The sequence below is a fragment of the Vibrio sabulosilitoris genome, assembly GCF_055391395.1.
Genome location: NZ_AP029600.1, coordinates 461,604 through 485,592 on the forward strand (window position 1 = coordinate 461,604; position 23,989 = coordinate 485,592).

Annotated in this window: 22 protein-coding genes; 13 read left to right on the forward strand and 9 right to left on the reverse strand. The window is 44.1% G+C overall.

Going from position 1 to position 23,989, the window contains the following annotated elements:
- Positions 1-88: 88 nt before the first annotated feature.
- Positions 89-532 carry a copper resistance protein NlpE gene (locus tag ACZ5R2_RS17835; protein WP_464903253.1) on the reverse strand — a complete coding sequence of 148 codons (444 nt, stop codon included), beginning with the start codon at positions 530-532 and terminating at the stop codon, positions 89-91.
- Positions 533-580: 48 nt separating this feature from the next.
- A complete protein-coding gene (gene amrS, locus ACZ5R2_RS17840; protein WP_464903252.1) occupies positions 581-1,669 on the reverse strand; it encodes an AmmeMemoRadiSam system radical SAM enzyme in 1,089 nt (362 codons plus the stop codon).
- Between the two features lie 68 nt (positions 1,670-1,737).
- On the opposite strand from amrS, the gene amrB reads away from it, so the two are divergent.
- The 4 genes from amrB (at position 1,738) to ACZ5R2_RS17860 (ending at position 6,806) form a co-directional block, all read left to right on the forward strand.
- The gene (amrB, locus tag ACZ5R2_RS17845; protein ID WP_464903251.1) at positions 1,738-2,544 is read left to right on the forward strand and encodes an AmmeMemoRadiSam system protein B; all 807 of its coding nucleotides are present in this window, start codon (positions 1,738-1,740) and stop codon (positions 2,542-2,544) included.
- A complete protein-coding gene (gene amrA / locus ACZ5R2_RS17850) occupies positions 2,519-3,127 on the forward strand; it encodes an AmmeMemoRadiSam system protein A (protein ID WP_464903250.1) in 609 nt (202 codons plus the stop codon). The genes amrB and amrA overlap by 26 nt, the downstream gene beginning before the upstream one ends.
- A gap of 630 nt (positions 3,128-3,757) precedes the next feature.
- On the forward strand, positions 3,758-4,759 hold the full coding sequence (locus tag ACZ5R2_RS17855; protein WP_464903249.1) for a hypothetical protein: 1,002 nt from the start codon (positions 3,758-3,760) through the stop codon (positions 4,757-4,759).
- 163 nt (positions 4,760-4,922) lie between these two features.
- On the forward strand, positions 4,923-6,806 hold the full coding sequence (locus ACZ5R2_RS17860) for a glycoside hydrolase family 127 protein (RefSeq protein ID WP_464903248.1): 1,884 nt from the start codon (positions 4,923-4,925) through the stop codon (positions 6,804-6,806).
- 70 nt (positions 6,807-6,876) lie between these two features.
- On the opposite strand, the gene ACZ5R2_RS17865 is transcribed toward ACZ5R2_RS17860, so the two are convergent.
- Positions 6,877-8,490 (reverse strand): IS1634 family transposase, encoded by a 1,614-nt coding sequence (locus ACZ5R2_RS17865; RefSeq protein ID WP_464899543.1) that lies wholly within the window; start codon positions 8,488-8,490, stop codon positions 6,877-6,879.
- A gap of 639 nt (positions 8,491-9,129) precedes the next feature.
- On the opposite strand from ACZ5R2_RS17865, the gene ACZ5R2_RS17870 reads away from it, so the two are divergent.
- Positions 9,130-10,707, forward strand: a complete 1,578-nt coding sequence (locus ACZ5R2_RS17870; protein ID WP_464903247.1) for a CehA/McbA family metallohydrolase domain-containing protein — start codon at positions 9,130-9,132, stop codon at positions 10,705-10,707.
- A 113-nt stretch (positions 10,708-10,820) separates the two neighbouring features.
- The gene (locus tag ACZ5R2_RS17875; RefSeq protein ID WP_464903246.1) at positions 10,821-11,240 is read left to right on the forward strand and encodes a DUF3299 domain-containing protein; all 420 of its coding nucleotides are present in this window, start codon (positions 10,821-10,823) and stop codon (positions 11,238-11,240) included.
- A 55-nt stretch (positions 11,241-11,295) separates the two neighbouring features.
- Here ACZ5R2_RS17875 and ACZ5R2_RS17880 read toward each other — a convergent pair whose 3' ends face one another.
- Entirely contained in the window at positions 11,296-11,982 is a 687-nt protein-coding gene (locus tag ACZ5R2_RS17880) for a DUF4336 domain-containing protein (RefSeq protein WP_464903245.1), read from the reverse strand.
- A gap of 230 nt (positions 11,983-12,212) precedes the next feature.
- Positions 12,213-12,734, reverse strand: coding sequence for a DUF2058 domain-containing protein (locus tag ACZ5R2_RS17885; protein WP_464903244.1), 522 nt, complete (start codon positions 12,732-12,734; stop codon positions 12,213-12,215).
- 275 nt (positions 12,735-13,009) lie between these two features.
- On the opposite strand from ACZ5R2_RS17885, the gene ACZ5R2_RS17890 reads away from it, so the two are divergent.
- Positions 13,010-13,144, forward strand: coding sequence for a hypothetical protein (locus tag ACZ5R2_RS17890; protein WP_464903243.1), 135 nt, complete (start codon positions 13,010-13,012; stop codon positions 13,142-13,144).
- Positions 13,145-13,302: 158 nt separating this feature from the next.
- Here the strand turns inward: ACZ5R2_RS17890 and ACZ5R2_RS17895 are convergent, their stop codons facing one another.
- Positions 13,303-14,862: an AbgT family transporter gene (locus ACZ5R2_RS17895; protein WP_464903242.1), complete on the reverse strand. Its 1,560-nt coding sequence runs from the start codon at positions 14,860-14,862 to the stop codon at positions 13,303-13,305.
- A 670-nt stretch (positions 14,863-15,532) separates the two neighbouring features.
- Between ACZ5R2_RS17895 and ACZ5R2_RS17900 the strand changes: the two genes are divergently transcribed.
- Both ACZ5R2_RS17900 and ACZ5R2_RS17905 read left to right on the forward strand, forming a co-directional pair.
- Positions 15,533-15,850 carry a cupin domain-containing protein gene (locus ACZ5R2_RS17900; protein WP_464903241.1) on the forward strand — a complete coding sequence of 106 codons (318 nt, stop codon included), beginning with the start codon at positions 15,533-15,535 and terminating at the stop codon, positions 15,848-15,850.
- A gap of 65 nt (positions 15,851-15,915) precedes the next feature.
- Complete coding sequence (locus ACZ5R2_RS17905) at positions 15,916-16,215, forward strand: putative quinol monooxygenase (protein WP_464903240.1); 300 nt, start codon at positions 15,916-15,918, stop codon at positions 16,213-16,215.
- Positions 16,216-16,315: 100 nt separating this feature from the next.
- Here the strand turns inward: ACZ5R2_RS17905 and ACZ5R2_RS17910 are convergent, their stop codons facing one another.
- Positions 16,316-17,722 carry an aldehyde dehydrogenase family protein gene (locus tag ACZ5R2_RS17910; protein ID WP_464903239.1) on the reverse strand — a complete coding sequence of 469 codons (1,407 nt, stop codon included), beginning with the start codon at positions 17,720-17,722 and terminating at the stop codon, positions 16,316-16,318.
- 425 nt (positions 17,723-18,147) lie between these two features.
- On the opposite strand from ACZ5R2_RS17910, the gene ACZ5R2_RS17915 reads away from it, so the two are divergent.
- The 3 genes from ACZ5R2_RS17915 to ACZ5R2_RS17925 are packed head-to-tail and all read left to right on the forward strand — an operon-like array spanning position 18,148 to position 20,888.
- Entirely contained in the window at positions 18,148-19,293 is a 1,146-nt protein-coding gene (locus ACZ5R2_RS17915; RefSeq protein ID WP_464903238.1) for a mandelate racemase/muconate lactonizing enzyme family protein, read from the forward strand.
- Between the two features lie 28 nt (positions 19,294-19,321).
- Positions 19,322-20,272, forward strand: a complete 951-nt coding sequence (locus ACZ5R2_RS17920) for a 2-dehydro-3-deoxygalactonokinase (RefSeq protein WP_464903237.1) — start codon at positions 19,322-19,324, stop codon at positions 20,270-20,272.
- Complete coding sequence (locus ACZ5R2_RS17925; protein WP_464903236.1) at positions 20,250-20,888, forward strand: 2-dehydro-3-deoxy-6-phosphogalactonate aldolase; 639 nt, start codon at positions 20,250-20,252, stop codon at positions 20,886-20,888. Before ACZ5R2_RS17920 ends, ACZ5R2_RS17925 begins: the two co-directional genes overlap by 23 nt.
- Before the next feature lie 62 nt (positions 20,889-20,950).
- Here the strand turns inward: ACZ5R2_RS17925 and ACZ5R2_RS17930 are convergent, their stop codons facing one another.
- Both ACZ5R2_RS17930 and ACZ5R2_RS17935 read right to left on the reverse strand, forming a co-directional pair.
- On the reverse strand, positions 20,951-21,676 hold the full coding sequence (locus tag ACZ5R2_RS17930; protein ID WP_464903235.1) for an IclR family transcriptional regulator: 726 nt from the start codon (positions 21,674-21,676) through the stop codon (positions 20,951-20,953).
- 169 nt (positions 21,677-21,845) lie between these two features.
- Positions 21,846-22,463 (reverse strand): Crp/Fnr family transcriptional regulator, encoded by a 618-nt coding sequence (locus ACZ5R2_RS17935; RefSeq protein WP_464903234.1) that lies wholly within the window; start codon positions 22,461-22,463, stop codon positions 21,846-21,848.
- 159 nt (positions 22,464-22,622) lie between these two features.
- On the opposite strand from ACZ5R2_RS17935, the gene ACZ5R2_RS17940 reads away from it, so the two are divergent.
- Positions 22,623-23,441 (forward strand): sulfite exporter TauE/SafE family protein, encoded by an 819-nt coding sequence (locus ACZ5R2_RS17940; RefSeq protein WP_464903233.1) that lies wholly within the window; start codon positions 22,623-22,625, stop codon positions 23,439-23,441.
- Positions 23,442-23,989: the final 548 nt, after the last annotated feature.

Consider the following 23,989-nt stretch of genomic DNA (forward strand, 5'->3'; position numbering starts at 1 on the left):
ATACGTCTTTGTGATATATAGAAAAGTCGCTGATTTTCAGCGGCTTTTTTGTTTTTCACCTATTGGCCAAAGCACTAATGCCAAAAGACTATTGCTTAGTAATTTGGTACCACTCTGCAAGCTCACCAGTGATCTTGTTTCCATCCGCATCAAGCTTGATCAGGCGCCCCTCTGCGACAAAATAGCTGTTTGCTGGACTTGAGTGATCGAGTGTGATGATAGAGCCTGCCTCGTTCCAGCTAAACTCTCCCTCGGTGATAAAGCTATTCTCGCCATAGCCTTGATAGTGCTTGACCAGGCGATAACTGCCATCGAGACTCAAGGTCAAAGAGATATCAATGCCTGGACAATCGGCACACGGCAACTTTCCAACATACGTGCCATCCCAATCTAATGAGTCGCGAGCACTGTGAGCCGGCCAACTGTCGTTGTTATCTGCATTAACAACCGGTGTCGTGTCTTTAACCATGTTGTCACTGCACGCACTAACGGCGAGGCTAGCTAAGATGATTAGGGGGCTGATGCGTTGCATAGTCAACTCCATGAGGTTTGATGTGATTAGGTCGAGTCAGGATCGCAGTTAGGCATGAGGTGTCATTCGGACCGGTATTCGCCTGCGCCCAAAAGAGCGATCTTTTGGCGTAAATCGTCCGGCAATTCGATGTCCGCAATGATGACAAGCACCTTGGTGGGTGATGCTCTGTGCGCCTAATTGATGCCAGTCACGCTCAAGAACGATATTGCCGCAGTTTGGACAGTAAGTACTGCTGCAGGCTTGATTGTGTACATTGCCCACATAGACATAGTGAAGCCCATTATCGAGCGCGATCTGCCGCGCTCGAACTAAAGTATCCCCAGGCGTGCGCGGCTTATCGAGCATCTTAAAGTCGGGATGAAAGGCACTAAAGTGCAGGGGGACCTCGGGGCCGAGGTTATCCATGATCCAGCCAGTCATCTGATCGATCTCGCTCGGACTATCGTTTTCACCGGGTATCAGCAGGGTGGTAATCTCGAACCATACATCGGTTTCATGCTTAAGGTATTTGAGCGTCTCCAACACCGGAGCGAGCTGCGCTGCGCATAGTTGGCGGTAAAACCGGTCAGTGAACGCCTTGAGGTCAATGTTTGCCGCATCCATCACTGAATAGAAGGCTTCCCTAGGTTTTTCGCACATATACCCTGCTGAGACAGCGACGCTATGAACGCCAAGCTCACGACAGGCATGAGCGGTATCGATAGCGTATTCAAGAAAAATGACTGGGTCATTGTAGGTAAAAGCAATACTGTCGCTGCCGTATTTACGTGCAGCTTGAGCAATTTGCTGCGGAAGGGCTTGACTTGCTAAGGTATCTTGCTGGCGAGATTTGCTGATGTTCCAGTTTTGGCAAAATTTACAGCCAAGATTGCAGCCAGCGGTGCCAAAGGAAAGCACGGAGCTACCGGGATAAAAGTGGTTGAGCGGTTTTTTTTCGATGGGGTCGATACAAAAGCCACTCGAGCGGCCATAGGTAGTGAGAACAATCTCACCTTCCACTGCCTGACGAACAAAGCACGCTCCGCGCTTGCCCTCTCTAAGACTGCATAGCCTTGGGCAAACGGCGCACTGCACTCTACCGTCAGCCAATGTCTGCCAGTATTGCGTCGGGTGATTGGCGATAATCTCTGTCATCTCACACCTCGAGTGTTTAGTGACTCTATACTTTGAGTATATACAGTCAGCATGGCAAAGGGGGAGAAATGCGTATTCGAGCTACAGCGGTCGCTGGTCGTTTCTATTCTGATGAGCAAGATACGCTGAACGAGCATATACGTGCACTGCTGAGTGATAGCCAATATCAAAGCTCAGAGCCTTTAAGCAGCAGAATTGAAGGGGTTCGGGGATTGATCGTGCCTCACGCTGGTTATGTTTACTCAGGTCGAGTAGCTGGAGTCGCATATCGACTACTTAAACCGTTAGCAGAGAGTATCAAAAGAGTCATCTTAGTTGGTCCTAGTCATAGGGTACGATTTGATGGCGTTGCAATCCCAACTTGCATGCAGTTCGCTACACCACTGGGCTTAGTTGACCTAGACAGCAATGCGCTTGCTCATTTGGCCCAATCTCCAAAAGTTATCCGTTCGAATGATGCGCACGCACAAGAGCACAGCTTAGAGGTGCAGCTTCCTTTCCTCCAAGAGTGCCTTAATGAGTTCCGTTTGGTACCAATGGTGACCTGTATAACCGATTATCAAACGGTCGCCGACCTTATCGCTCCAATTTGGGATACACAGACACTGCTTGTGATTAGTACAGATTTGAGTCATTTCCATAGTTATGAGCAGTGCCAGGCATTGGATGCCAGCACTTGTGGAAAAATTGAGTCACTCCAATCGAAAATCACCCCTCATGAAGCCTGCGGATCAATGGCGCTAAATGCAGCTTTGCATCTGATAACACAGAACAGATATAAGCTAGAGCCACTGATGCGGACTAATTCGGGTGACACTAAATTTGGCGATAAAAATAGGGTGGTGGGTTATGCCAGTTATGCAATCTGTCAATAGACGTTACACCAAGCAAGAATTGAGCGTGCTGCTAGATGTTATTCGTCAAACTATTGATTGCTATATCAAAGGTTCGACGTTGAGTAAGTTAAAAGCAAGTGATTATCCTACGAGTCTGCTGCGCAAAGGTGCATGCTTTGTCTCTTTGCATGTTGATGGGGATCTACAAGGGTGCATTGGTACAACGCAAGCCCAAGTCCCGTTGATCATGGAAGTACAACGCAAGGCATGGGCGGCGTGCTGTCAAGACAGACGCTTTACTCCGCTTCAAAAACACCAATTGAAAGGTCTTGAGCTCGAGGTTTCGGTGTTGAGTGAGCCTGAGTCGCTTAATGTTGCCAATGAGGCAGAGCTACTTAACTACTTAGCGACACATCGAAGTGGCTTAACGCTTAGTGAAGGTGCGAGAAAGGCACTATTTCTCCCACAAGTTTGGCGACAAATTCCCGAGCCAAAACTATTTCTAAAACATCTCAAACAAAAAGGGGGGTGGCCAGCGGACTATTGGAGTGAAGATATTGATTTTGCAACCTTTGAGGTTCAATCGCTTACGTGTGACTATTTTTCTTCGTCGGTTAACTGAAATTTGATTTTGGAGTATAAAAGAAGAAATTCGTGTCGAAAAATAAACGCAAATAGTGATTATTTAATAATGTTGTTGAGACGGATTCTACTTGTCGGTATAACTGTAGAGAGAGTGAGGGTAAAAACGCCATTTTACCCTCATGATCTGCTGCAAGGCTCACTAGTCTAAATCACAATCACTAGTTTCGTCCTCGCATTCTCGCAAATAGGTGAGCTTGATTATCAGCAAGGTGCAACTGTGTGGGTAAGGTAGTTGTCTTGGTTGAAACAGAGTTGGGTTTCGACACTTTGTACTGTGTGGAAAAGCAAATGCTGTCTTTTGGCGCGCCAAATTCTAAACTCATTGGTTATGACCATGTGGTAATTGAGAATAGAGTTCCAATATGCGGGATAGTTTTTGGGATAGTTTTTGGGTGTGACATACTTCACGGAAGTTAACCGTATTAATGGTAAAAATAATTTCGAATTCGAGGTTATCTTAAAGCGCAGGGCTTCACTTTGATATGCGCTGACAAGACAATAGATATGAATAATTTCAATTGTAACTTTTAAGTTTGGTTGTATCGATTGGGTTATTGTTTCAAGTACTTTAGGATATGGTTTAAAGCGGTAACATATAGGTAAGTTCATGGCTGATAGTGTAGCAATAAAAGATGAGTTAGTTGTAAGTGTTTCCCATGGTGAGTTTAAGGGAATACCTTCCATTATTTTAGAGAATGAATTTATTAGGGCAGAATGGTTGCCTATATATGGGGCCAAGTTGGCTTCATTGGAGCTAAAGTCACTGTCTGACTGCGAACTACTTTATCAAACACCTCAATTACAATTGGAATTACCTGTTTATGCTACTCCGTTTGGGAATTATGACACTAGCGGGTTCGATGAGTGTTTCCCATCCATTGATGCCTGTGAGGTTGAGGTCGAGAAGGCTGGAGAAAAGCTTCGCGTTCACGTTCCTTGTCATGGTGAGGTTTGGGCGTTGTCTTGGGACTATCGCATCAATGAGGATAGAGAGATTGAATTCTCTGTCACCAGTCCTTCGCTCGGTTATCGACTGACTAAAAAGGCAGCACTAATTGGTCGGGAGCTACGTCTATCCTACCGAGTTGAGTTGATTGAGGATATTGAAAAACTTCCCTTTTTATGGACGCCACATGCGCTATTTCGCTATGACCACGATACTGAAATCATCGCCCCACAGCGATTCAACGAAGTAAAAAGTGTGTGCAGTGTCGGGCGACTCAACCGAAAAGACGTTATGTATAACTACCCAATTACGCATGACTCAAAAGTTGGTGTATGGGATTGCTCAAAGTTCTTGAGGCAAGATGAAGGGACATGTGACAAGTTTTACTTTACACAAAAACTTAAGGCCAATGATGTATTCGGTTTTAGGAATAAATACTATCAAGTGTTAATGGCAGTTGATAGCCATACTGCTCCTTATTTAGGTGTTTGGAAAAACCAAGGAGTAGTTAATAATACCCATAACTTTGCGCTTGAGCCTTGTTCTGGTATCTATGATAGTGCAGAAGATGCTCAGAACAATGGTTCGGTGTCTTATGTTACTAAAAGTGAGCCGCAGAGTTGGCATATGAGTTACTATTTAAATGACTGTCGGGAAATTTAAATAAATAACCAAGTGGACTAAATATACAGTCTTAGCGATATTTGTTTGGCTGGCCGCCCGTGGTTTGCAGTCAAGCGTGATCACTTGGGAATAAACGGGAATAGAAAAACTTAGTGATAGAGTTTTAATTCGTTCAAAATAATAATCGTTTGAAGGACTAAATATGTTTTCTAACATAAAAACAGGTGAAGCTAGGCTAACTAGCGGTTTTTGGGCCAATCGTGTCGAAAACTACATGGATATTATCTTCAACTTAGAAGCGGCACTGTTGAATGAAACCAACGCAGCTCGTCTATTAAACTTTGGTATCGCTGCTGGTGAAGTCGAAGGTGAGTTTTACGAGAATTACTGGTCAGACGGTGACTGCTATAAGTTCCTAGAAGGCTGTTGTAACCAATATGCGACAACAAAAGATGAGCGTATTCTTGAGGTTATTAATAAATATATCCCTTGGATTGAGGCAAGCCAAGAAGAAGACGGTTACGTCGGTACTCAGACATTATTAACCGATGTTGAGCGCTGGGTGGATATCGAGGTCCATGAGCTTTACAACATGGGTCACCTGCACACATTAGGTTGTGTTCACTTCGAAGCGACTGGTGATGATCGTCTACTCAAAGTTGCGATCAAGAATGCTGACTATCTGTGGGATCTGTTCTCACCTGAGCCTTACGACCTGGCAAACTTTGGCTTTAATCCAAGTCAAATCATGGGCCTAGTTGATCTCTATCGCATGACAGACGATAAGCGTTACCTTGAGCTTGCCGATATTTTTGTTTCAATGCGTGGACGCAAGCTGGAAGCGAAAAGTGTGACACACTCTGGCAAAGACTGTTCACAAAACCGCACACCACTAAGAGAAGAGACTCAACCTGTTGGCCACGCAGTAACAGGCGCCTACCTTTATGCGGGTGCGACCGATGTATACAGCCACACTGGCGAGCCAGCGCTACTTAATGCGGTAACGCGTATTTGGAATGACCTAATCAAACGCCGTATTTACATCACAGGTGCACTGGGCCCCCAATATGTCGGTATCTCTGACCGTGGTGACCGCGTGTTTGAGGCATTTGCTTCTGAGTATAATTTGCCTCAGCGCGTAGCATACAACGAAACCTGCGCCAATATCGCGGGCGCGATGTGGGCAAAACGTATGCTTAACGTTACTGGTGAAGCTGAGTTTGGTGATTGGTTAGAAACGATTATGTTTAACTCAGGTATCTCAGGCTCAAGCTTGGATATGAAGCGTTACTTCTACTCAAACCCAGCAGCGCATCGTCGTGACAAGCACATTGAGCCGACGTTTGAGCAGTACTCTCATGTGCCAAATGAGCGCTTCTTTACCTTCGATTGCTGGTGTTGTCCACCGCAGCTTCTGCGTACCTTTACGGGCATGCCGAAGTTTATCTACTCGAAGAGCGATCAGGGTGTGGTTATTAATCTGTTTGCTGGCAGTGAGATTGAGACTGAGCTAGCCAATGGCGACCAGGTTAAAGTGGTCATGGAAACCAATTACCCATGGACAGAAACGGTGACCATCAAGGTTCCTAAAGCCCCAGTCGATGGCTTTGAGCTGACGTACCGTATTCCAGCCTGGTGCGACCAAGCCAGTGTCAATGGCGTTGCTGTATCATCAGGTATGCAGACTCAAACGGTCAAAGAGGGTGATGAACTGGCGATTGTGTTACCAATGAAGGTCGAGCTATACGGTGCAAACCCAATGCTTGAGCAGAGCAATGGTATGGTCGCTGTGAAGCGTGGTCCAGTTGTCTACTGCCTGGAAGGCTCAGACATTGGCAGCGAAAAATACACTATCGATGATTTGGTTCTGCCGATTGATGCAACGTTTGAAGAGCAAACCATCACTGATTTGCCTTATGACATGGTTGGCTTAACCACAAACATGGATGTGCGCCCAGTGCAAGACACTTTGTACTTTAAAGTTCAACCGGATCTGAACGAGCAAGTATCTGTTCGCCTGATCCCTTACTTTGCATGGGCTAACCGCGAAGAGCAAGACATGGGCATCTGGTTCCCTCGCGGCTAAGAAACCCTAGCAATTGCGTAGCGATGATTATTCTCTATAGCAGCTATTAATCCGAGATTCCGCACCTTATTCAGGAATAAACCGCTTCATAGAACTTACCCAGTAAACTAAGCAGCCGAGTTTGGTGCTCTTGAAGCCCTGTAATGAATCGTTGGTCGTTAATATCTAAGGTATCTATTCCCTCGAACTTCAAGAAGACCCAGCGTGCAGTCGGTTTCGATGTTTGCTTGTTCTTAACCATACTCGGGAAAAACTCCTCGGTTTGTCCCAGTTGCTCTCTGATCTTGTGCTCTAAGCTGGCATAAACTAGCAGACTCAATGTCATTATCATGAGTAACGCTTCAATGCGTTGGGGCTTTTTCAAAAATATTGAAGAGGTCAAAAACTCGGGACTTTTTAGAAAACGGAAGCCACGCTCAACCTTTTGTTGAGACTTGTAGTGATCTAGAAGTGCTGCCATTGTCAGACTTTCGTTGCCGATGTCATTAGTGGCTAGAATGAACATGCCTACTTTGAGCTTTGCTAGCTTCACTTTTTCTAGGTCGGTGTACGGCACGGCCTCTATAAAATACTGATATCCTGAGGGTTCATCGCCTTTCTTCGGACGACCTGGATTGGCATAAATAGCAGCTTTGACGATAGCGGAGTGTTCAAAGCCTAGTAACAGGCACTGCGCCTTGAACTCCTTAAGCGCATGCTCAGCATCAGTATCGCATGCAAATGGCTTTTTACTGAGCTTGTTCAACGCTCTGATTTCTTTGGCGATGTTTTTCTCTAAGTTCTTGTAGAAGGTAATTTCTTCTCGTTTAGTTGCTTGCTCACTGTGAACCAACAACCACCGCTGAGCAACCTTGCCATAGTTTGAGTCTACCCAACATCCTGAATAGCCATCTACAATCTTACTTAACTGCTCTGGCTCTAGGCTAAGTAGTGCTTGTTTTGCTTGCTTGATAGTCATTGGAACACGGGTAATGAACTTTTGTTTTTGCTCATCAAGTGAGCAGATACTTTCTTCAGTGTATAGGGCTGCATCAGCGATAAAGTATCGACTATTCTGTGCCGCTTTTAAGCAATGGATATGATTACTAGTGACTTCAGCGAATGCCTTGGCATCATTGGTGTTGCCACTAAGCGCCTGCATATAAACAGGAAGGCCAGCTTGGTTTTCACAAATGAGCTCAAGAACCACCTGATTGAGCTCAGGACGATGATCTCGGCTATAGCCCTTCACTAACTTGATTGCCTTGGTATCTTCCTCGTGCGCATACTCACCATCAACGTGAAAGCTCGTGATATCAAGGTGTACAGAGTCGCTAGCGAGGCCAAGTTTATCGACCACACGTTCGGCGATGACCTGATAAAGCGCTGAGACATCGGCCTCATACAGCGCATCCAAGGTTCGGCCGAGTACATCATCGGTGAGATGGTGCGCTTCAATATCCTTAGCAAGCAACTTAGAGATGGGTTTGGTTTCAAAGAAGTCAGAGAACATATGCAATGTTCTACTGTGAAAGCCTAACCCATTGAGAATCATGGCTAAGACTGCATCACCATGGGAAACGTTGTGATTAGAGTACTTGGGAATGACTGAATCTATCATTTTTGATAGGCCAATCTCGTGACAAAATGCAGCAATGAGCCCGAGGTGATCCAAACGCTTAATAACAGGTTGCTGAGTAGGCATAGTTTAAAACCGTCAAATAACAGTAATAGATCAAACCTGCAGATCGCGGTCAAGATGTTATCATCCTTTTCACTGCTAAATGTTCACTGGATCACACTATTTTAATTCTAAAATTAGGTGCGGAATGACGGGTTAATTAGTGTTATAGTAAATTATCCTTTTTGAGGTTTGATGCTTTTAATATATGTGTGATCAAATTTACAATAGAGATAATGCTCCTTGTTGCAAATACAAATAACAAGGGAATAAACTCAATCTCTAGCTTGAGAGGGTAAGTTTTGCGCAATGCAAGTGTTACATTATAACGCTTAAATTGTAGTTTGATGTTATAAGATAACAGTTTAAGTGTCATTGATTATATTTACATAGAAGGAGGTGATCCATGACTAACGCCCTATCTGGCAAGGGGTGGCAGGGTTCTACTTAGTTCGGTTAATATTATCTTCATATAACTGTAACTTTAAAATAGGCTAATTGACATATTTATTGTTAAAAATGCAATCTCTATACCCGAGTCATCTAATCCTTATTTTACTAATGATTTTTTGATTGATTTTCTCTAGTATCTAGATGATTGGTGCTTAACTTTTATGTTGCTTGGGTATATATACTCAAATGAATTTAAGTTAGGTAATTATAATGAATTTAAGACTATCCGCTTTAGCTGTCGTATGTGGTTTTGCGCTAGTTGGATGTAATGCTTCTGATAACGATAATGACACTGATATCGAGCCCCCGGTACAACCCATTTTGCCAGAGCACCCAATACTGCCTGAACTCCCTAATTTAAAAAAAGGGCGTTATTTTGCTGGTGATTTTCACGCCCACACTTCCATCTCAGAAGATGCGCATACCCCAGTCGCGCGTGGACTTGAGCATGCTTTTGATGTTTATGGGCTAGACTTTGTGTTCTTGGCTGACCACCTAAGACTGACTCATCGTGACGATGAAAATATAGAGCACGATACTCCATTACCTGTTTTTGACGCGATCAAGAAATATCAGCTTAAATACTTCGAAGAGTATGAAAAACAAGGTAAGGTTCTGATTGCTGGCACCGAATGGAACAACGATAACTTCGAACACACTAACGTGTGGATGTTCGACGATGAGCCTAACTCAGACAAGAGTATTGAGTTTATGCGCCAGTTTGAGTTCTACGCTCAAGATTACCCAGAGCATCACTACTCACAAGAAGAAGTGCTGCGCTGGTTAGAAGAGGGACGTCGATTTGACCCTGAAACTGAGGGTCTGGAAGCCATTAAGTGGCTGTATGAGAATATTCCAGCGGGCCAAGGTCTCATTCAGTTTAACCACCCGAATCGTAAAGGCGACAACTACACCATCGCTGACTATCGCGATATTCTCAACGCAGCACCTGGCTTAATGTGTGCCTATGAGGGCTTGCCAGGTAACCAAGCCACAGATTTACGTGCAGAATACGAATATGATACCTACAACGGAAATATTCGTGCCTTTGTTTACGGTGGTGTTGACTACTCAGTTAACGAACTAGGCGGTGAATGGGATGCTCTATTGGCCGAAGGTCACAAAATTTACCTCACCTCGAACTCTGATTTCCATGATGCTTATTTCCCTGGTGAGTACAATAAGACCCTAGTTTGGCTAGAAGACGATCAAGAGTTTAATGTATCCAACATCATGAATGCAGTGTGTTCAGGTAAAACCGTGGCGATGTACGGCAACTTGATTGAAGACCTGGTGTACTTTGGTGAATCAGATCGCGACCGACAAATGATGGGCGATAACGTTGTTACGTCTTCAGGTGAGAATGTCACGCTAACGGTGCGCTTCAAGCCATCTGAAGGCAACCCATACACAGATGAGCATGGCATTGACGCGCCGGTCGTTGATCATATCGATCTCATCGGTGGTGAAATGGTAGAGCGTGCCCAACCGGGTACCCCTGAGTATGTACTGCCGGTCAACCCAACAACTCGCTTGCATCATCGCTTCTTTATCGACGAGCTAGAGCTTGATGAAGAAGGCTACTACACCATGCAATATACGGTAGAAAATGTGACGGCTGATATGTATTTCCGTATTCGTGGTACCAATATTGAGCTAAACAGTGAGCGTATGGATCGCGATGGTAATCCAAATGTTGACTTTAAACGTGGTGGTGGCGCTTCTCGCGGTGACAACAACGAGAGTTTGTGGTTCTACTCAAGCCCAATTTACGTAGATGTGAAGTAATTAAGGATGACGAGGAGCTAGGTCGCTAGCTCCTCTATTTTATAAAGATGCGAAAGATAGCTTTACTATTAATAATGCTTTGTAGCCATGTCGTAAAGGCAGAGGTTGTAGAGTTGAACTGGTACGATTTGGTCCCAGAAGAAGAAATTGAGTATGTTAGAGAGTCGGTGCGACGCCAGAATCAACTTGGTCGGCATGATGAAAGTGATACACCTGTAGGGGAGCAAGATTTCTTGGGCTCGGTACGCCCTGAACTAAATAATCAACAGGTCAAAATTCCTGGTTTTGTGATCCCGATAGAAGGGACGAGTACGTCGGTAAAAGAATTTCTATTAGTGCCTTTCTACGGAGCCTGCATTCATGTTCCCCCACCACCTCAAAACCAAATCATTCATGTCGTGATGGATGACTTTCAGGAGATAAGGGGTATGTGGGAGGTCGTGTATGTGACAGGTGAGATGAAGACCGAATCCCTATCACATGATTTGGCTCAAGTTGGGTACCGAATCAACGGCTCAGAGTTGCATCGCTAGACCATGGTGAGGCTTTGATAATGGTCATCGACAATGGTTTGGGTCATGCGCGTCATCAAAGTAGCCAACGGAATGATCTAGCTAAGAAGCCACGAGCTTCCTCCCTAATTGGCTCGCCATGTGCCATGACAATCCTTTCTGGTTGCCAAGATTGGATCTCAATTAGATGCTGGCGAGCAACTGATTTGTTGAACTGAAAACTCAAGCGCCAATCCAGTGGCATTTGACCGTTTGGCGCGAGTATTCCTACCACTCTCGCTAACCAGCGTTGCCAGCGAGTAAAGTTTTCTCCGGAGAAGTTTTCAATAAGATCAGTGACGATCAGCGTATTTGAGGTTTGGTGGAAAAAGACACATTCCTCCATGAGGCGGGAGCCAGAAAACAGGAGTTGAGAGATATTGTCATTCCAAGCAAAGCTCTTAGTAGCATTCAATGAGGCGCTAAATACAATATCGCGGCGCTTTTTAATTACTTCATCTGTTCCATATACGAGTGCATCTGGGCAGGCTGCGACCCAATCAGGTAAGAATAAGTGATGTAGATGATTAGGTGCTATCAAGTATTTGATTGGGCCGAGACGCGTAATTTGCTCAAATAATGGCGGTGACAGTTGGATTGGGCTGTGCACCCATAAATCGCCTGATGGCAGTTTAACGACGGTCATTCTGGTTGAGTAAGGCAAACCGAGAAACTGAACATCAGGTCCCTCAAATATCCATATATCTTGTGCGAACTTCTCCATGTCGCTCTTCCAAATTGGGTGCAGTGAACAATACAACTTGTTACTGTGACAAGTATTTAGTTGAACTGCAACACAAATTGAGGGTTGAGTCCTAGTTAAGATTTTTCTACTACTTTAATAAGCGAAGTGACTTAAACCCAAGCGCTGAATATGGGTTTGGCGGTGAACATGACCAGGCAGGAGATGATCTCCTACCTGAGGTTATAAGTAGGTTTATATTAGCGGTGTATTTACCACATTAGGTCATCAGGGACGACAAAGTCTGCATACGGGTCGTCTTCATCTGGTGTCTCATCGACATTGGTTTTGTGATCGATGATTGACTCAGCATCGCGCTCAGCAATTTTACTCGCCACTGTGCCTGGTATCACCACGTAGCTTTCACCCTCAAGGGCAATCGCGAGGATACCTTTGCTGAGCTGATCTTGAGTTTTGTTGTCAACATAGAGCGATTTTACCAAGGTACCATCAGTAAAGTTGTATTTAATCTCACCGTCGGCTAGTTCAATCTTGTTCATGGCAATCAGCTGTTTTACCTGAGCTTGGATCTCTTTCGACAGGCGGTCGGCATTTTGTTGCTCGCTGAGCGCTTTATCTCGCTCTTGTTGCGCGCGCTTGTTCTCTTCAACTGCCGCTTTTACCTCGCGCGCCTGTACGCGTGATTTCTTTGAGCCCTTTTTCGCCTTTTTCAGTTTCTTCTCGTTGACCAGACCAGCTTTCAGCATCTGTTCTTGAAGGGATAGTTTTGCCATGATGTTTCCAATAGATGAATTTGGCATTATTTTAGCGAGTCAGTCTGGACAAATAAAGTGATGTGGCTGGTCGCTGAGCCATTGAATGAGGATTTCTTGAGTGAAGTCGTGGGTCCCAGATTCTTTTGCCATAGTGACTTATGTAGTAATGATTTTGGTTTTATCATGCAGATTGATTTAAAGTCTTAAAGCACTCACAGGGCACTGAAAGCTGTCTGTTGCATGCGATGACAGTGTAACATGAGTTATTGTATTGAAAATAAAATGGAGTAAAGATGGATCTGCATTTTAGAGTCGCCAAGAGCAGTGATCTAGCAGAGTTAGTAGATTTGTTGGCAAACGATATATTGGGTAAGCAAAGACAAGATAACTCTCGTCCACTTTGCTCAGGTTACTATCAGGCGTTCTAAAAAGTTCGAAGTCCGAGGACAGGCGTTGCCCTGCGGGGGGCGGGGAATTTGACACTCGCGGCAGATTACTCGCACCACGGAATCAAGTGTAACCTGCGCCTCGAAACTAAAAAGGCTTGCACATGTGCAAGCCTTTTTAAAGTCATGGGTTGGTTCTTTTAGAAACCTAGCGGGATACCGAAAGTGAAGAAGGCAATCAGTAGACCTGTCCACGCTGTCATAAATGCGATTGAGTATGGCACCATCATAGTGATCACATCCCCAAAGCTTAGCTCAGGCTTGTACTTACGCATGAAGGCTAGGATAACGCCAGCGTAAGTCATCATAGGTGTGATGATGTTCGTTGATGAGTCAGCAACGCGGTAAGCAGCGGCAACGATATCTGGTGTCATATCTGGGTTTACTTGATACAGCATAGGAACGAAGATCGGACCTAGCAGCATCCACTTGGCCGTTAGGCCACCTACGAATAGGTTGATTAACGCAGTAACAATGATAAAGCCAAAGATCAGTAGAATAGGGAAGTTCTGCAGGCCTAGCATCTCCAAGAAGCTTGCGCCTAGGAACGTCACGTAAGTGCCCAGACCTGAGTAGCTCATTAGTGCCAAGAAGTTGTGGCAGAAGAACGTCAGTACCAGGACATAACCTAGGGTGTTCATCTGCTTAACCATCGAGTTTACAACGTCTTGCACTTTCTTGAATTTGCCAGTAGCAAAGCCGAAGAAGGAGCCAACAATCACAAATGTCATCGCAATCAAAATGATGATGTTATTTAGGTAAGGTGTCACTTCACGACCAGCGTCATTCACATACGTTGCCAGTGGACCATTTGCCAGGCCAACGATAGCAGCAATCGCTACAATTAGACCAATACCAGCGGCTTTAAGGCCACGGTTTTCTTGCTCTGACACAGAGAAGTCATCGAGGCTGATCTCTTCAGGAACTTGGTAGTCCATTTTCTCGAGGCGCGGCGCGACAAACTTAGCCGTTACCCACGCACCGATGCCGGCAAGTAGGAAGGTTGAAGCAAGAATAAAGTAGTAGTGCATTGTCGCTGGGTTTAGCGCACGGCCGTCACCAGATTCAAACGGGATACCCTGAGCTTCAGCAAAAATTTGTGCGTTGACACCGATAACAACGTCTACCGGAGTCGCTGGAAGAAGGTTTGCACTGAAGCCAGCCGATACACCAGCAAAGGCTGCTGCCATACCAATAAGCGGGTTTTTACCTAGACCTGCGTATAGGATACCTGCAAGAGGGATCAGTACTAGGTAGCCTGCGTCAGTTGCGATAGAGCTCATGATACCCATGAACACCATCAGGATCGGTAGGTACTTGTGGTTGATACGCAGACCAACTTTCTTGATCACAGCAGACAAAAGGCCAGAGTTTTCAGCAACGCCAACACCTAGCATAGTGATTAAAATCACACCCAGAACGCCGCCACCAAAGCCAAGCCAGTTAGCAAGAATTGCATTATCAAACAACCAACGGAAGTGCTCTGTGTCTGTCATGCTCTTGATAGTGTATTGAACCATGCCACCATCAGCGCCAAGAGCTTCAAACTCTAGACCACCGATCACCGCTGTTAGCACAAGACAGAATGCAAACAGAGACATAAAGATGATCACAGGATCAGGGATTTTCTTTCCAGCTCTTTCAATAAAGCCAATCACGCCCGAACTGCTAGGCTGTGGTTGTGCTTGAACATCACTCACTTGGTTGTTCCTTACATATGAGATTAACAGAGTTGCGCAACTTAGCAGGAAATAGTGTACTAGTAAAATAGTACGACATGATATCTGGTTAGGTTTTGTGCTGCCACTTATCGATATAACACTCAATTCATGAGGGAAAAATCCGTTATAGATAGTGATATATACTTGCTAGGGTATTTATATTGGTTTTTTACACTTATTTTTGATGATTCACTAGGTGTTATGGCTTTGTGCTTGATAGTAAGTGAAATGTTGTATTGCCCAATCAAGCTTGTTAACGTTTGGTGTGCGGTTATTACTGGCGTGGTCGAGGGAGATAGTACTGATGCATATTAGATGGTTGCACGATATGGAGCGTTTTTTAATCAGTATCACATGACAGTACATAATATAGATTTTCTACCCCAAATGCAGGATAACACCCTAGTTGCTTGATTTACTGATACTAATTGGTGGGACAAGTAAAACAGGTTGTGGCGTGGAAAAGGTGACTCACACTGTAAATCTGCCTACCCCGATAACATGGTTTGAATAGAGGTGTGATCTGAGTCATGGTCTTGAGGTAATCGATGAGCGAAGTGATCAGCCTCGAAAACTCACCCGCTCACTTTCCTCATACCTAGAAATTTGACGCTATATTAAGTTTAGATTTGGACATTGGATGGTCATTATGAACGCGGAAAATCTATTCTCCCACATACCAGAGGTGGCAGAAACTGAGCTATTTGAAGACATAATAAAAGGTACACAGGTAAGAATTGAACGAATCGTATCGTTTGGTCAAAGTTCTCCTGTAAGCGGTTGGTACGACCAAGAGCAAAATGAATGGGTGATAGTATTGAGAGGGAGTGGCGTGCTCGAGTTCGTCGATGGCAGGATCGTTCACTTAAATGCTGGCGACCACATAAATATTCCAGCACGGCAAAAACACAAAGTGCTAGCGACCTCACTCGAAGAACCGACCGTTTGGCTTGCGGTCTTTTATTGAGTAGCGCATATTAGACCCAAGTGACGTCACGATGCAGTTTCAGTTGGACAGGGAAAGAAAGATACATGGCAAAAATTACCGTTGAAGGCTATATCGTTGTGCCAATGGAGCAATTGGCCGAAATAGAACAAGCACTACAGCAGCATATTGAGTTAACGCGACGTGAGCCGGGCTGTACTGTGTTTCGCGTAACCTTGAATGCGCAACAGCCTAATCGATTTGATGTCTATGAGGAGTTTGCTGATAAGGAAGCATTTGCCCTTCATCAAGTTCGCTCGAAGAGTTCCTATTGGGGTAAGGTCAGCAAAGAGGTGGAGCGTTATTACGAGATCACCGAGTTGGCGAAAGTAAAAGCCTCTATGTGATCATCAAAGGAAAGAGGGACGAGTAATTTAACCTGTTTGCGCTATTACTCGTCACATGAAACGATGTGAAGCTCGTTCCTCTCTTATGATATATCAACGTCTATAGTGTTCGGGTAACGCGAGTGAGGTAGAAATAGTCATCAAGCGCGTATTTTGAGCAGTCACAACCAATTCCTGATTGCTTAATACCGACGTGAGGTAAGTCGATTCCATATTTCACACCATTGATCTGAACTTCACCAAACTCTAGCTTGTCGGCAATGGCATCTGCTCTAGTGATATCTGTGGTGAAAATATAAGAAGCTAGGCCAGTATCCGTGCTGTTGGCGATAGCGACAATGTCATCTTGGACATCAAAGTCGATAATACTGATCACTGGGCCGAAGATCTCTTCATTGTAGATCTCCATACTTGAGTTAACATCACTCAGCACTGTTGGCGGATAGAAAGCCCCGACGTCTTGTGCATCGTATGTCCCGCCTCTCAATAGCGTCGCACCAGCCGCCACTGCTTGCTCAACCAGTTGGTGTATTCTGCTCCGCGAATCTTTGTCGATCACAGGACCCATTGTAGCGTCTGACGCGATACCAAAGCCCGGCCTTACCTTATCAGCACGCTCAATAACTTTATCGATGAACGCTTGCTTGATTGATTTCGCTACCAAAACACGATTCGGCGCGACACAGATTTGACCACTATTGTGATACTTAAGTCCACACAGTGTATCAGCGGCCAAATCGAGATCCGCATCTTCTAGGACAATGAATGGTGTATTGCCCCCTAACTCCATGGAGTAGCGTTTAATTGAGGTGGCACCAGCCTGCATCACTTTGACACCGGTATTGATTGAACCAATTAAGGTGAGCATTTGGGGGATTTTGGACGACGACAAAAAGTTGCCGACTTCCATATCATCGCCGGCAATAACATTGACCGCACCTGCGGGTAAACCGATCTCATGGCAGAGAGAGCCAACTAGGTAAGCAGAGAGCGGTGCTTTGAGGCTTGGTTTGAGGATGACGGGACAGCCAGAGGCCATTGCAGGTCCCAGTTTAAAGCCAAGGTTAAGTAACGGGAAGTTCCATGAAAGGTACGCTACCACAACACCAACAGGTAGATAACGTAGTTGATGACGACATGTGTCGTCTTTACCCAACAGTGCTGGGGGCGCATATCGCGTGACCTCCTCGGCATAGAACTCAAGGCTATCAATCAAAGATTGATAATCTTCCTCAGTCGCAGCCCAAGGCTTGCCGGTTTCGAGATGGACCGCCGAACGCAATGCATTTTCATTGTTAATACACGCTTCGCGCAATTTATTCATCCAAGCAACGCGCTCACCGATGGTACTCTTGCCCCAAGTCGACTCGGCTGCTTTAGCAGCGCTAAGTGTCTGCAAAGCAACATCTTGATTAGCGACAGATATTTCTTCGACAACCTCGTCGGTTGCTGGGTTTTCGACCGAGAACTTGAGGTCTGTTTCAATTAATTTTCCGTTAATATACATCTTTGAATAATTCCTACGTTTCTATTCTTACTAACTCAAACCTTCAGAAATAAATTCGCACATAGATTTACTAATTTGGCAGTAAGTCGGGGTTATCTGCATTTATTCGCCAAGTATAAAATAACATGTCCTAGCTTGAGGTGAGTAGAGTATGGACGACAAATCCCAGAATACGGGAACCAATTCCGCTCAGATGGAAATGTCGGTGTGATCACATTAATATTAGCCAAAATAACCAACGATAAAGCTATCCTAACAGGTCCTAAAAAGCGACTGAGTCACGGTAACCTGTGTGGCTTAGTAATTTGCTAAAAGTTGTCTGTTAAGTAAGCCAAATACTTACTTTAGCTGGTTAGTAATTAATCGAATTGCTCATTATTCATGTTGAATTTAAGTAGTTCGTACAAAAAGATAAAGAGAAGTTTATGAAGATCGTTGACATTATTCCACACGCAATATCAGTACCATTAGATAAGCCATTTTACTTTTCTCAAGGCTGGGTGAAAGCACGCAGCTCACTTATCGTTGAGGTTGTTACCGATGAAGGGATCATCGGTTGGGGTGAAAGCTTATGTCATGGCCTACAATCCCCACTGATCTCTGCTGCAATCATTGAGAGTGTGCTTAAGCCCATGCTCATTGGACGTGATGTATTCGACGTCGAGGTATTGTGGGAAGAGATGTACAACCGCACAAGACCTTATGGTCAAGCTGGCGCGACTGTTAACGCTATTAGTGGTATCGATATCGGCCTATGGGATGCGATGGGTAAGGCTTTGGGCAAACCTATTCATAAGCTCATTGGTGGAGCCTACCGCACGGAAGTACAGCCTTATGCAACTGGATTCTATCGTGTTGCAGATGGTCAATATCCCCATGACTTAATTGATGAAGCCCAAAGATATGTTGATGCGGGCCTTAGCGCGATGAAGCTCAAGATAGGCTTTGATCTTGACAGTGATATAGAGCTGATTCATCAAGTTCGAGAGGCTGTAGGTGAGAGTGTGGATATTATGGCCGACGCCAATGCCGCCTATAGTGTCGGTGGTGCGCGTCGACTCATTAAGGAGACCGAATCGTGTAATCTCTACTTCTTAGAGGAATTATTAGCACCTGAAGACTTACAGGGCTATAAACAGCTAAGAAACCTATCCAAAACACAAATCGCTGCGGGTGAGCAGATTTTTGGTAAACATGGTTACCAACCTTGGCTTGCTCAAGGCGCACTCGATATTATCCAGCCAGACTTATGTTCTTCTGGCGGGATCACAGAATGCAAAAAAATAGCGGCCTTGGCCCAAGCAACAAATACACGCTTCATTCCACATGTGTGGGGGTCAGGTATTGGTATTGCCGCTTCACTTCAGTTTATTGCCTCAATTCCAGCCACACCATTGTCGCTGAGTCCAATTGAGCCGATGCTCGAGTTTGATCAATCATCGCATCCGTTTAGAACGGATCTAATATTTGATGGAATTAAACTAAATAATGGCAAAGTACAAATTTCCAATAAGCCGGGCATTGGTGTAGAGGTTAATACAGAAGTTATTAGTAAATACAAGATTAATTAGTTTTAGAATTTCTATTTCGGAGACAGATATGGTAGCTGAGCATCATGGTGCCTCCTGGTTAATTATTGACTGGGGGACAACCAATTTTAGAGCTTTTGCCATTAGCAGTGACGGCAAAGAAATAAGTCGTATCGAGCATAAGCTTGGTTTGCTAACGGTGAAGCAGGGGGAATTTGCACAAAAATTAGAGGAAGTGCTGTCCAGTTGGTTAGGCGACTATCAACACTTACCTGTATTTATGGCTGGTATGGTAGGGTCACAGCAGGGTTGGCATGATGTTCCTTATGTGAATACACCAGTGAAAAAGCGAGGTATTTTAGAGCATTGCCACACATTCTTGTTGCCATGGGGTGCTCAGGCCAGTATCTGTCCTGGCGTACGTCATCAGCATAATTATGGTCAGTTTGATGTTATGCGTGGGGAGGAAATTCAACTTATTGGTGCTCAATCATTATTGGGTAAAGAGGATTTCCATGCTGTGCTACCAGGGACACACAGTAAATATGTCAAAGTCGAGCGAGGCGCAATCGCATCATTTTCGACCTATATGACCGGGGAAATGTTCTCTGTTCTCTCCAAGCACACCATTTTGGGTAAAGACCTTGGGACAACCAATGTGCCACACAACACTGAGGTGTTTTTGAAAGGGGTTGAGGAAAGTAGAGTTGATAGTCTGACTAAGCAATTGTTTATGGCTAGAACCCATCGCCTATTTAACCAGATAGATAAGCAACACGTACTTGATTATTTGTCAGGACTGCTGATTGGTCACGAGGTCAAGTCTATTATCGCTGAGATGATTTCATCTCGTCGAGAGCAGCTCAATATTATTGGTAGCCACCAACTGAGTAAAAAATATGAAATGGCACTCAACTCATTGGGACTGATTTCACAGGTACTCGATGGAGAGTCATGTTTTATTGAAGGGATGAAAGAGCTTCAAAGGGAGAAGGTAAATGAACAAGTCGAAGTCGTTTGATATACAACAGCACTTACCACTTATTGCGATTATTCGCGGTGTGTGTCCTAGCAATGTTCTAGAGATCGCGAATGCCTTACTGGAAGAGGGCTTTAGTCTCATCGAAGTGCCATTAAATAGCCCTAACGCGTTAGAAAGTATCCAACTATTAGTTGATGAGTTGGGCGAAAAAGCAGTAGTAGGAGCGGGTACAGTCACCACGCTAGATGACGCTCGAGCCGTCATAGAAACCGGTGCCAAGTTGATAGTGACACCAAATGTTAATGTGGATGTAATTAGATTAGCCGCTGAGAACGACTGCTACGTATTCCCTGGGGTAGTGACGCCTTCAGAGGCATTCAGCGCAGTGAACAATGGTGCAACTGGGATTAAGCTTTTCCCCGCTGACCTTGTTGGTCTTTCTGGATATAAAGCGCTTAAATCGGTATTGCCTAAGGGCACAGTGTGTATTCCTGTTGGTGGAGTTAAGGCAACGACTGAATCAATGCGCCCTTGGCTTGAAGCCGGTGTGAATGGATTTGGTTTGGGCGCCGCGCTCTACACTCCAGAGTTAAGCACTGAGCAAGTCAGAAAGAATGCACGTCAGTTTGTGCAAACTTATAAAAGTTTAGCTTGAGCTTTGCTTTAACCTGAAAAAAAAATCACCATATTTGGTGATTTTTTTTATATTAGAGATTTTTAGTTGATGCTCTCGGAGATACGCTGACTGTATTTTTTTAGTAAAGGAATGAGATTAGCCATTCTATCATCTGGCATGTAAGGCTTAATGCTGGTGACAGAAATAGCAGCGATAATATTGCCATATTTGTTTCGAATTGGTACAGCGACACATCTGACCAACTCTTCATTATCTTCAAGATCAAAACTGTAATCGCGTTTAGAGTACTCATTCATGCGTTGCAGCATATTCGGTAAATCAATATTGTCGTGTTTCTTGATCAGTCTACGCCACTCCATCTGTGGCATATCAATCATTAGGGATTTTCCTATCCCGGTAGCAGCAAGGGGTAGTCGGTCGCCGATGCGAGAGCGCAGCTCGATAGGGCGCTGTCCAGAGATCTTGTCGAGGTAAAAAATATGGTCCTCATCTTTGATCCCGAGATGAACGGTGTCTTTGGTCTGCTCAGCAAGCTCCGAAAGTATTGGATGGGCTACCTCCTTCAGCGGCATGTCTTTCTGTGCCTTGTTACCCAATTGGATCATCTTGGTACCGAGTACCAGTCCAATACCTTTTACTTCTCGAAGGTATCTTGCTTCGATAAGTCCTTGAAGGATTCGATGTACCGTTGATTTAGGTAGAGAGGTAGCTTCGCAAATCGCTTTTAGCTGTCGGTGTCCATCCGCGACAGCATCAACGACATCGATTGCCTTATTGAGAGCTTGATTTCCATTATTATTAGACATTTGCTACTCCTGTCTATTGGCTTATGATTATTTTGATTAATGATAGGGTTCAGTTTTCGATGATAATTTAACCAAATTTTTGGTTATTGTTGGTATAGTTGTTCTCAACGTTTCGGCTAAATTATTGCCTTTATTTTCGTCATCACAAGTCGAAGAAAAAAATAAATCTTCAATCTACAAGGCTCTTTCGGTAGTCGGCTAATTGATTAAGATCCGTTGGAATAGGTTTTCGACTACTTTTATCAAGTATTCCTTGGTCTTTTAACTTACTACAATAGCGGATTACTGTACTGATGTCGGTGCCACTATATTCACCAATCTCTCGATAGGTCCATGGATAATCTGGGTACATATCGAACACATGGTAAATAGAATCCAAGATACGCTTTTTGGCGTTAAACGCATTAAATTGCATCAAGCGTTTTTCTGCCTCTCCTAACTCAAAGCATACTTCTCTCATTAGATAGTTTGCTAAATCTGGCGCGAGCTTATCGAGTTCACTAAAGCTTTTTACATTGGAGAAAGCGACCGTGCTATCAATCATAGCCCGTGCAGTCGCAGGGTATTTTTGCTGAGTAAAAAGCGAACGATAGCCAAAATACGAACCCGGTCCATAAATTCTCAACAAAGATTCACGACCATTCTCAGAGACTTGATATAAACCAATCAACCCTTCTTCAACATAATACAACCCATTGGCTGGAGTACCACTCTGATAGATGATCTCCTTTTTAGATAGTTGAAAAAAGCTAATATTCGCTGCGAGTTGATTTTTTATGTCAATCATTGTCCTAAAGCCATGAATAAAATTAAATCAAAGTCAGTTTACCGTAACATTAGTTACCAATATATGGTCATCGCCATAAACTTTGACGTCAAAACTGATCTAAAGTCACATAAAGTGATAACGATTACAATACGCTGTTCTTAATAGGAGGAAATAGCAGTGGATATAGCTCAGTTTGTTTCGCAAATGTCAACTACTGATGTGTTAATGCTCAAAATTGCACTTGGGAGTTTATTTGGTCTTTGCCTTGGCCTGACCGGTGTGGGAGGTGGTGTATTGCTAATACCAATGCTACAACTGTTTTGTGGTATGCCGACAGTGTTGGCGGTTGGAACGGCAAGCCTGATTTCTGCGATGGTAAAAATAAATGCTTCGATTGTGCATGTGAAAGCGAAGAATGTCTCTTGGCGTCAAGTCGGTTTATTGTTTATTGGGGCAGTACCAATCACCATTTTGGTCACGCAGATCGTCGTGTATTTTAATCAACACCCCGTCCACGCAGATTTGACGCAATCGCTTATCTCGGCTCTTGTGATTATCGTGATGGTTGGCTCGCTGTTGTCGGTACTGATGAATATTAAGCCCAAAGCTAAGGCGCATGATTTGTCAGACGAAAAGCCTGTTCGTGGATATAAGGCGTTAGTTTCAGGAATGTTTTGTGGCTCGGTGTTGGGGTCGACAGGCGTTGGGGGAGGCGTACTCTTGCTACCAGTTCTCAATAATGTACTGCGATTAGACATTAAAAAATCAATCGGGTCGTCAGTGGTACTTGCCCTGTTTCTATCGACGGTCGCTGCTATTGGTTATGCTAAGGGTGGACAAGCCGATACGATAACAGCTGTTTGGTTCGTCGTAGGCTCATTTATTGGCGTGCCTGCTGCTGCCTGGCTGATGAAGCGCTTATCAGATAAAGCTCTTTACTTAATTACCATTAGCGTGATCTCAGTGAGTTTAGTGATGTATATTTCAGCATTCTAATTGTTCGTCACTGATGAAAGGGAAACGAGCCGGACTGCCAGTAGCGTGAGTAAGTAGTTTATAGCGGCGGATATAAGTTGAATGATAAAGTCTTTTTTCCACAATGTGGGAACCATTTCCTAAAGAGATTGTGATGTTATCAAGATCACAAATTGATAGGCTTTAATTATGCATAATGTCTGTGCGTATCAAATGATAGTGAAATTAAATCGGATGTCATTGTAATAGTAATTACAGTAGATAATCACTCATTAATAAATTGTGATTTATTGTCGAGTCAAGTTGATTGTCTAATCATTTTGCTGTCAGATTAGCTTTCAATGAATACTTATAAAATTTAACTCATAAATAGACTATTCAGGAGTGTTCAAGCCGGAGACCTTTAATGAATAATTTAGTAGATTGTGGTTCTTTATTTTTTCTCATGTAATAACGTTTAGTCTGGTTTTTTGCTGCTAATTTATTAGTAGATGGCAATGAGTTTTAAGTGTATTTAGCTGGTGTGGAAATATCCAAGAAACACTAGTTATAGTACGACTTATTCGATT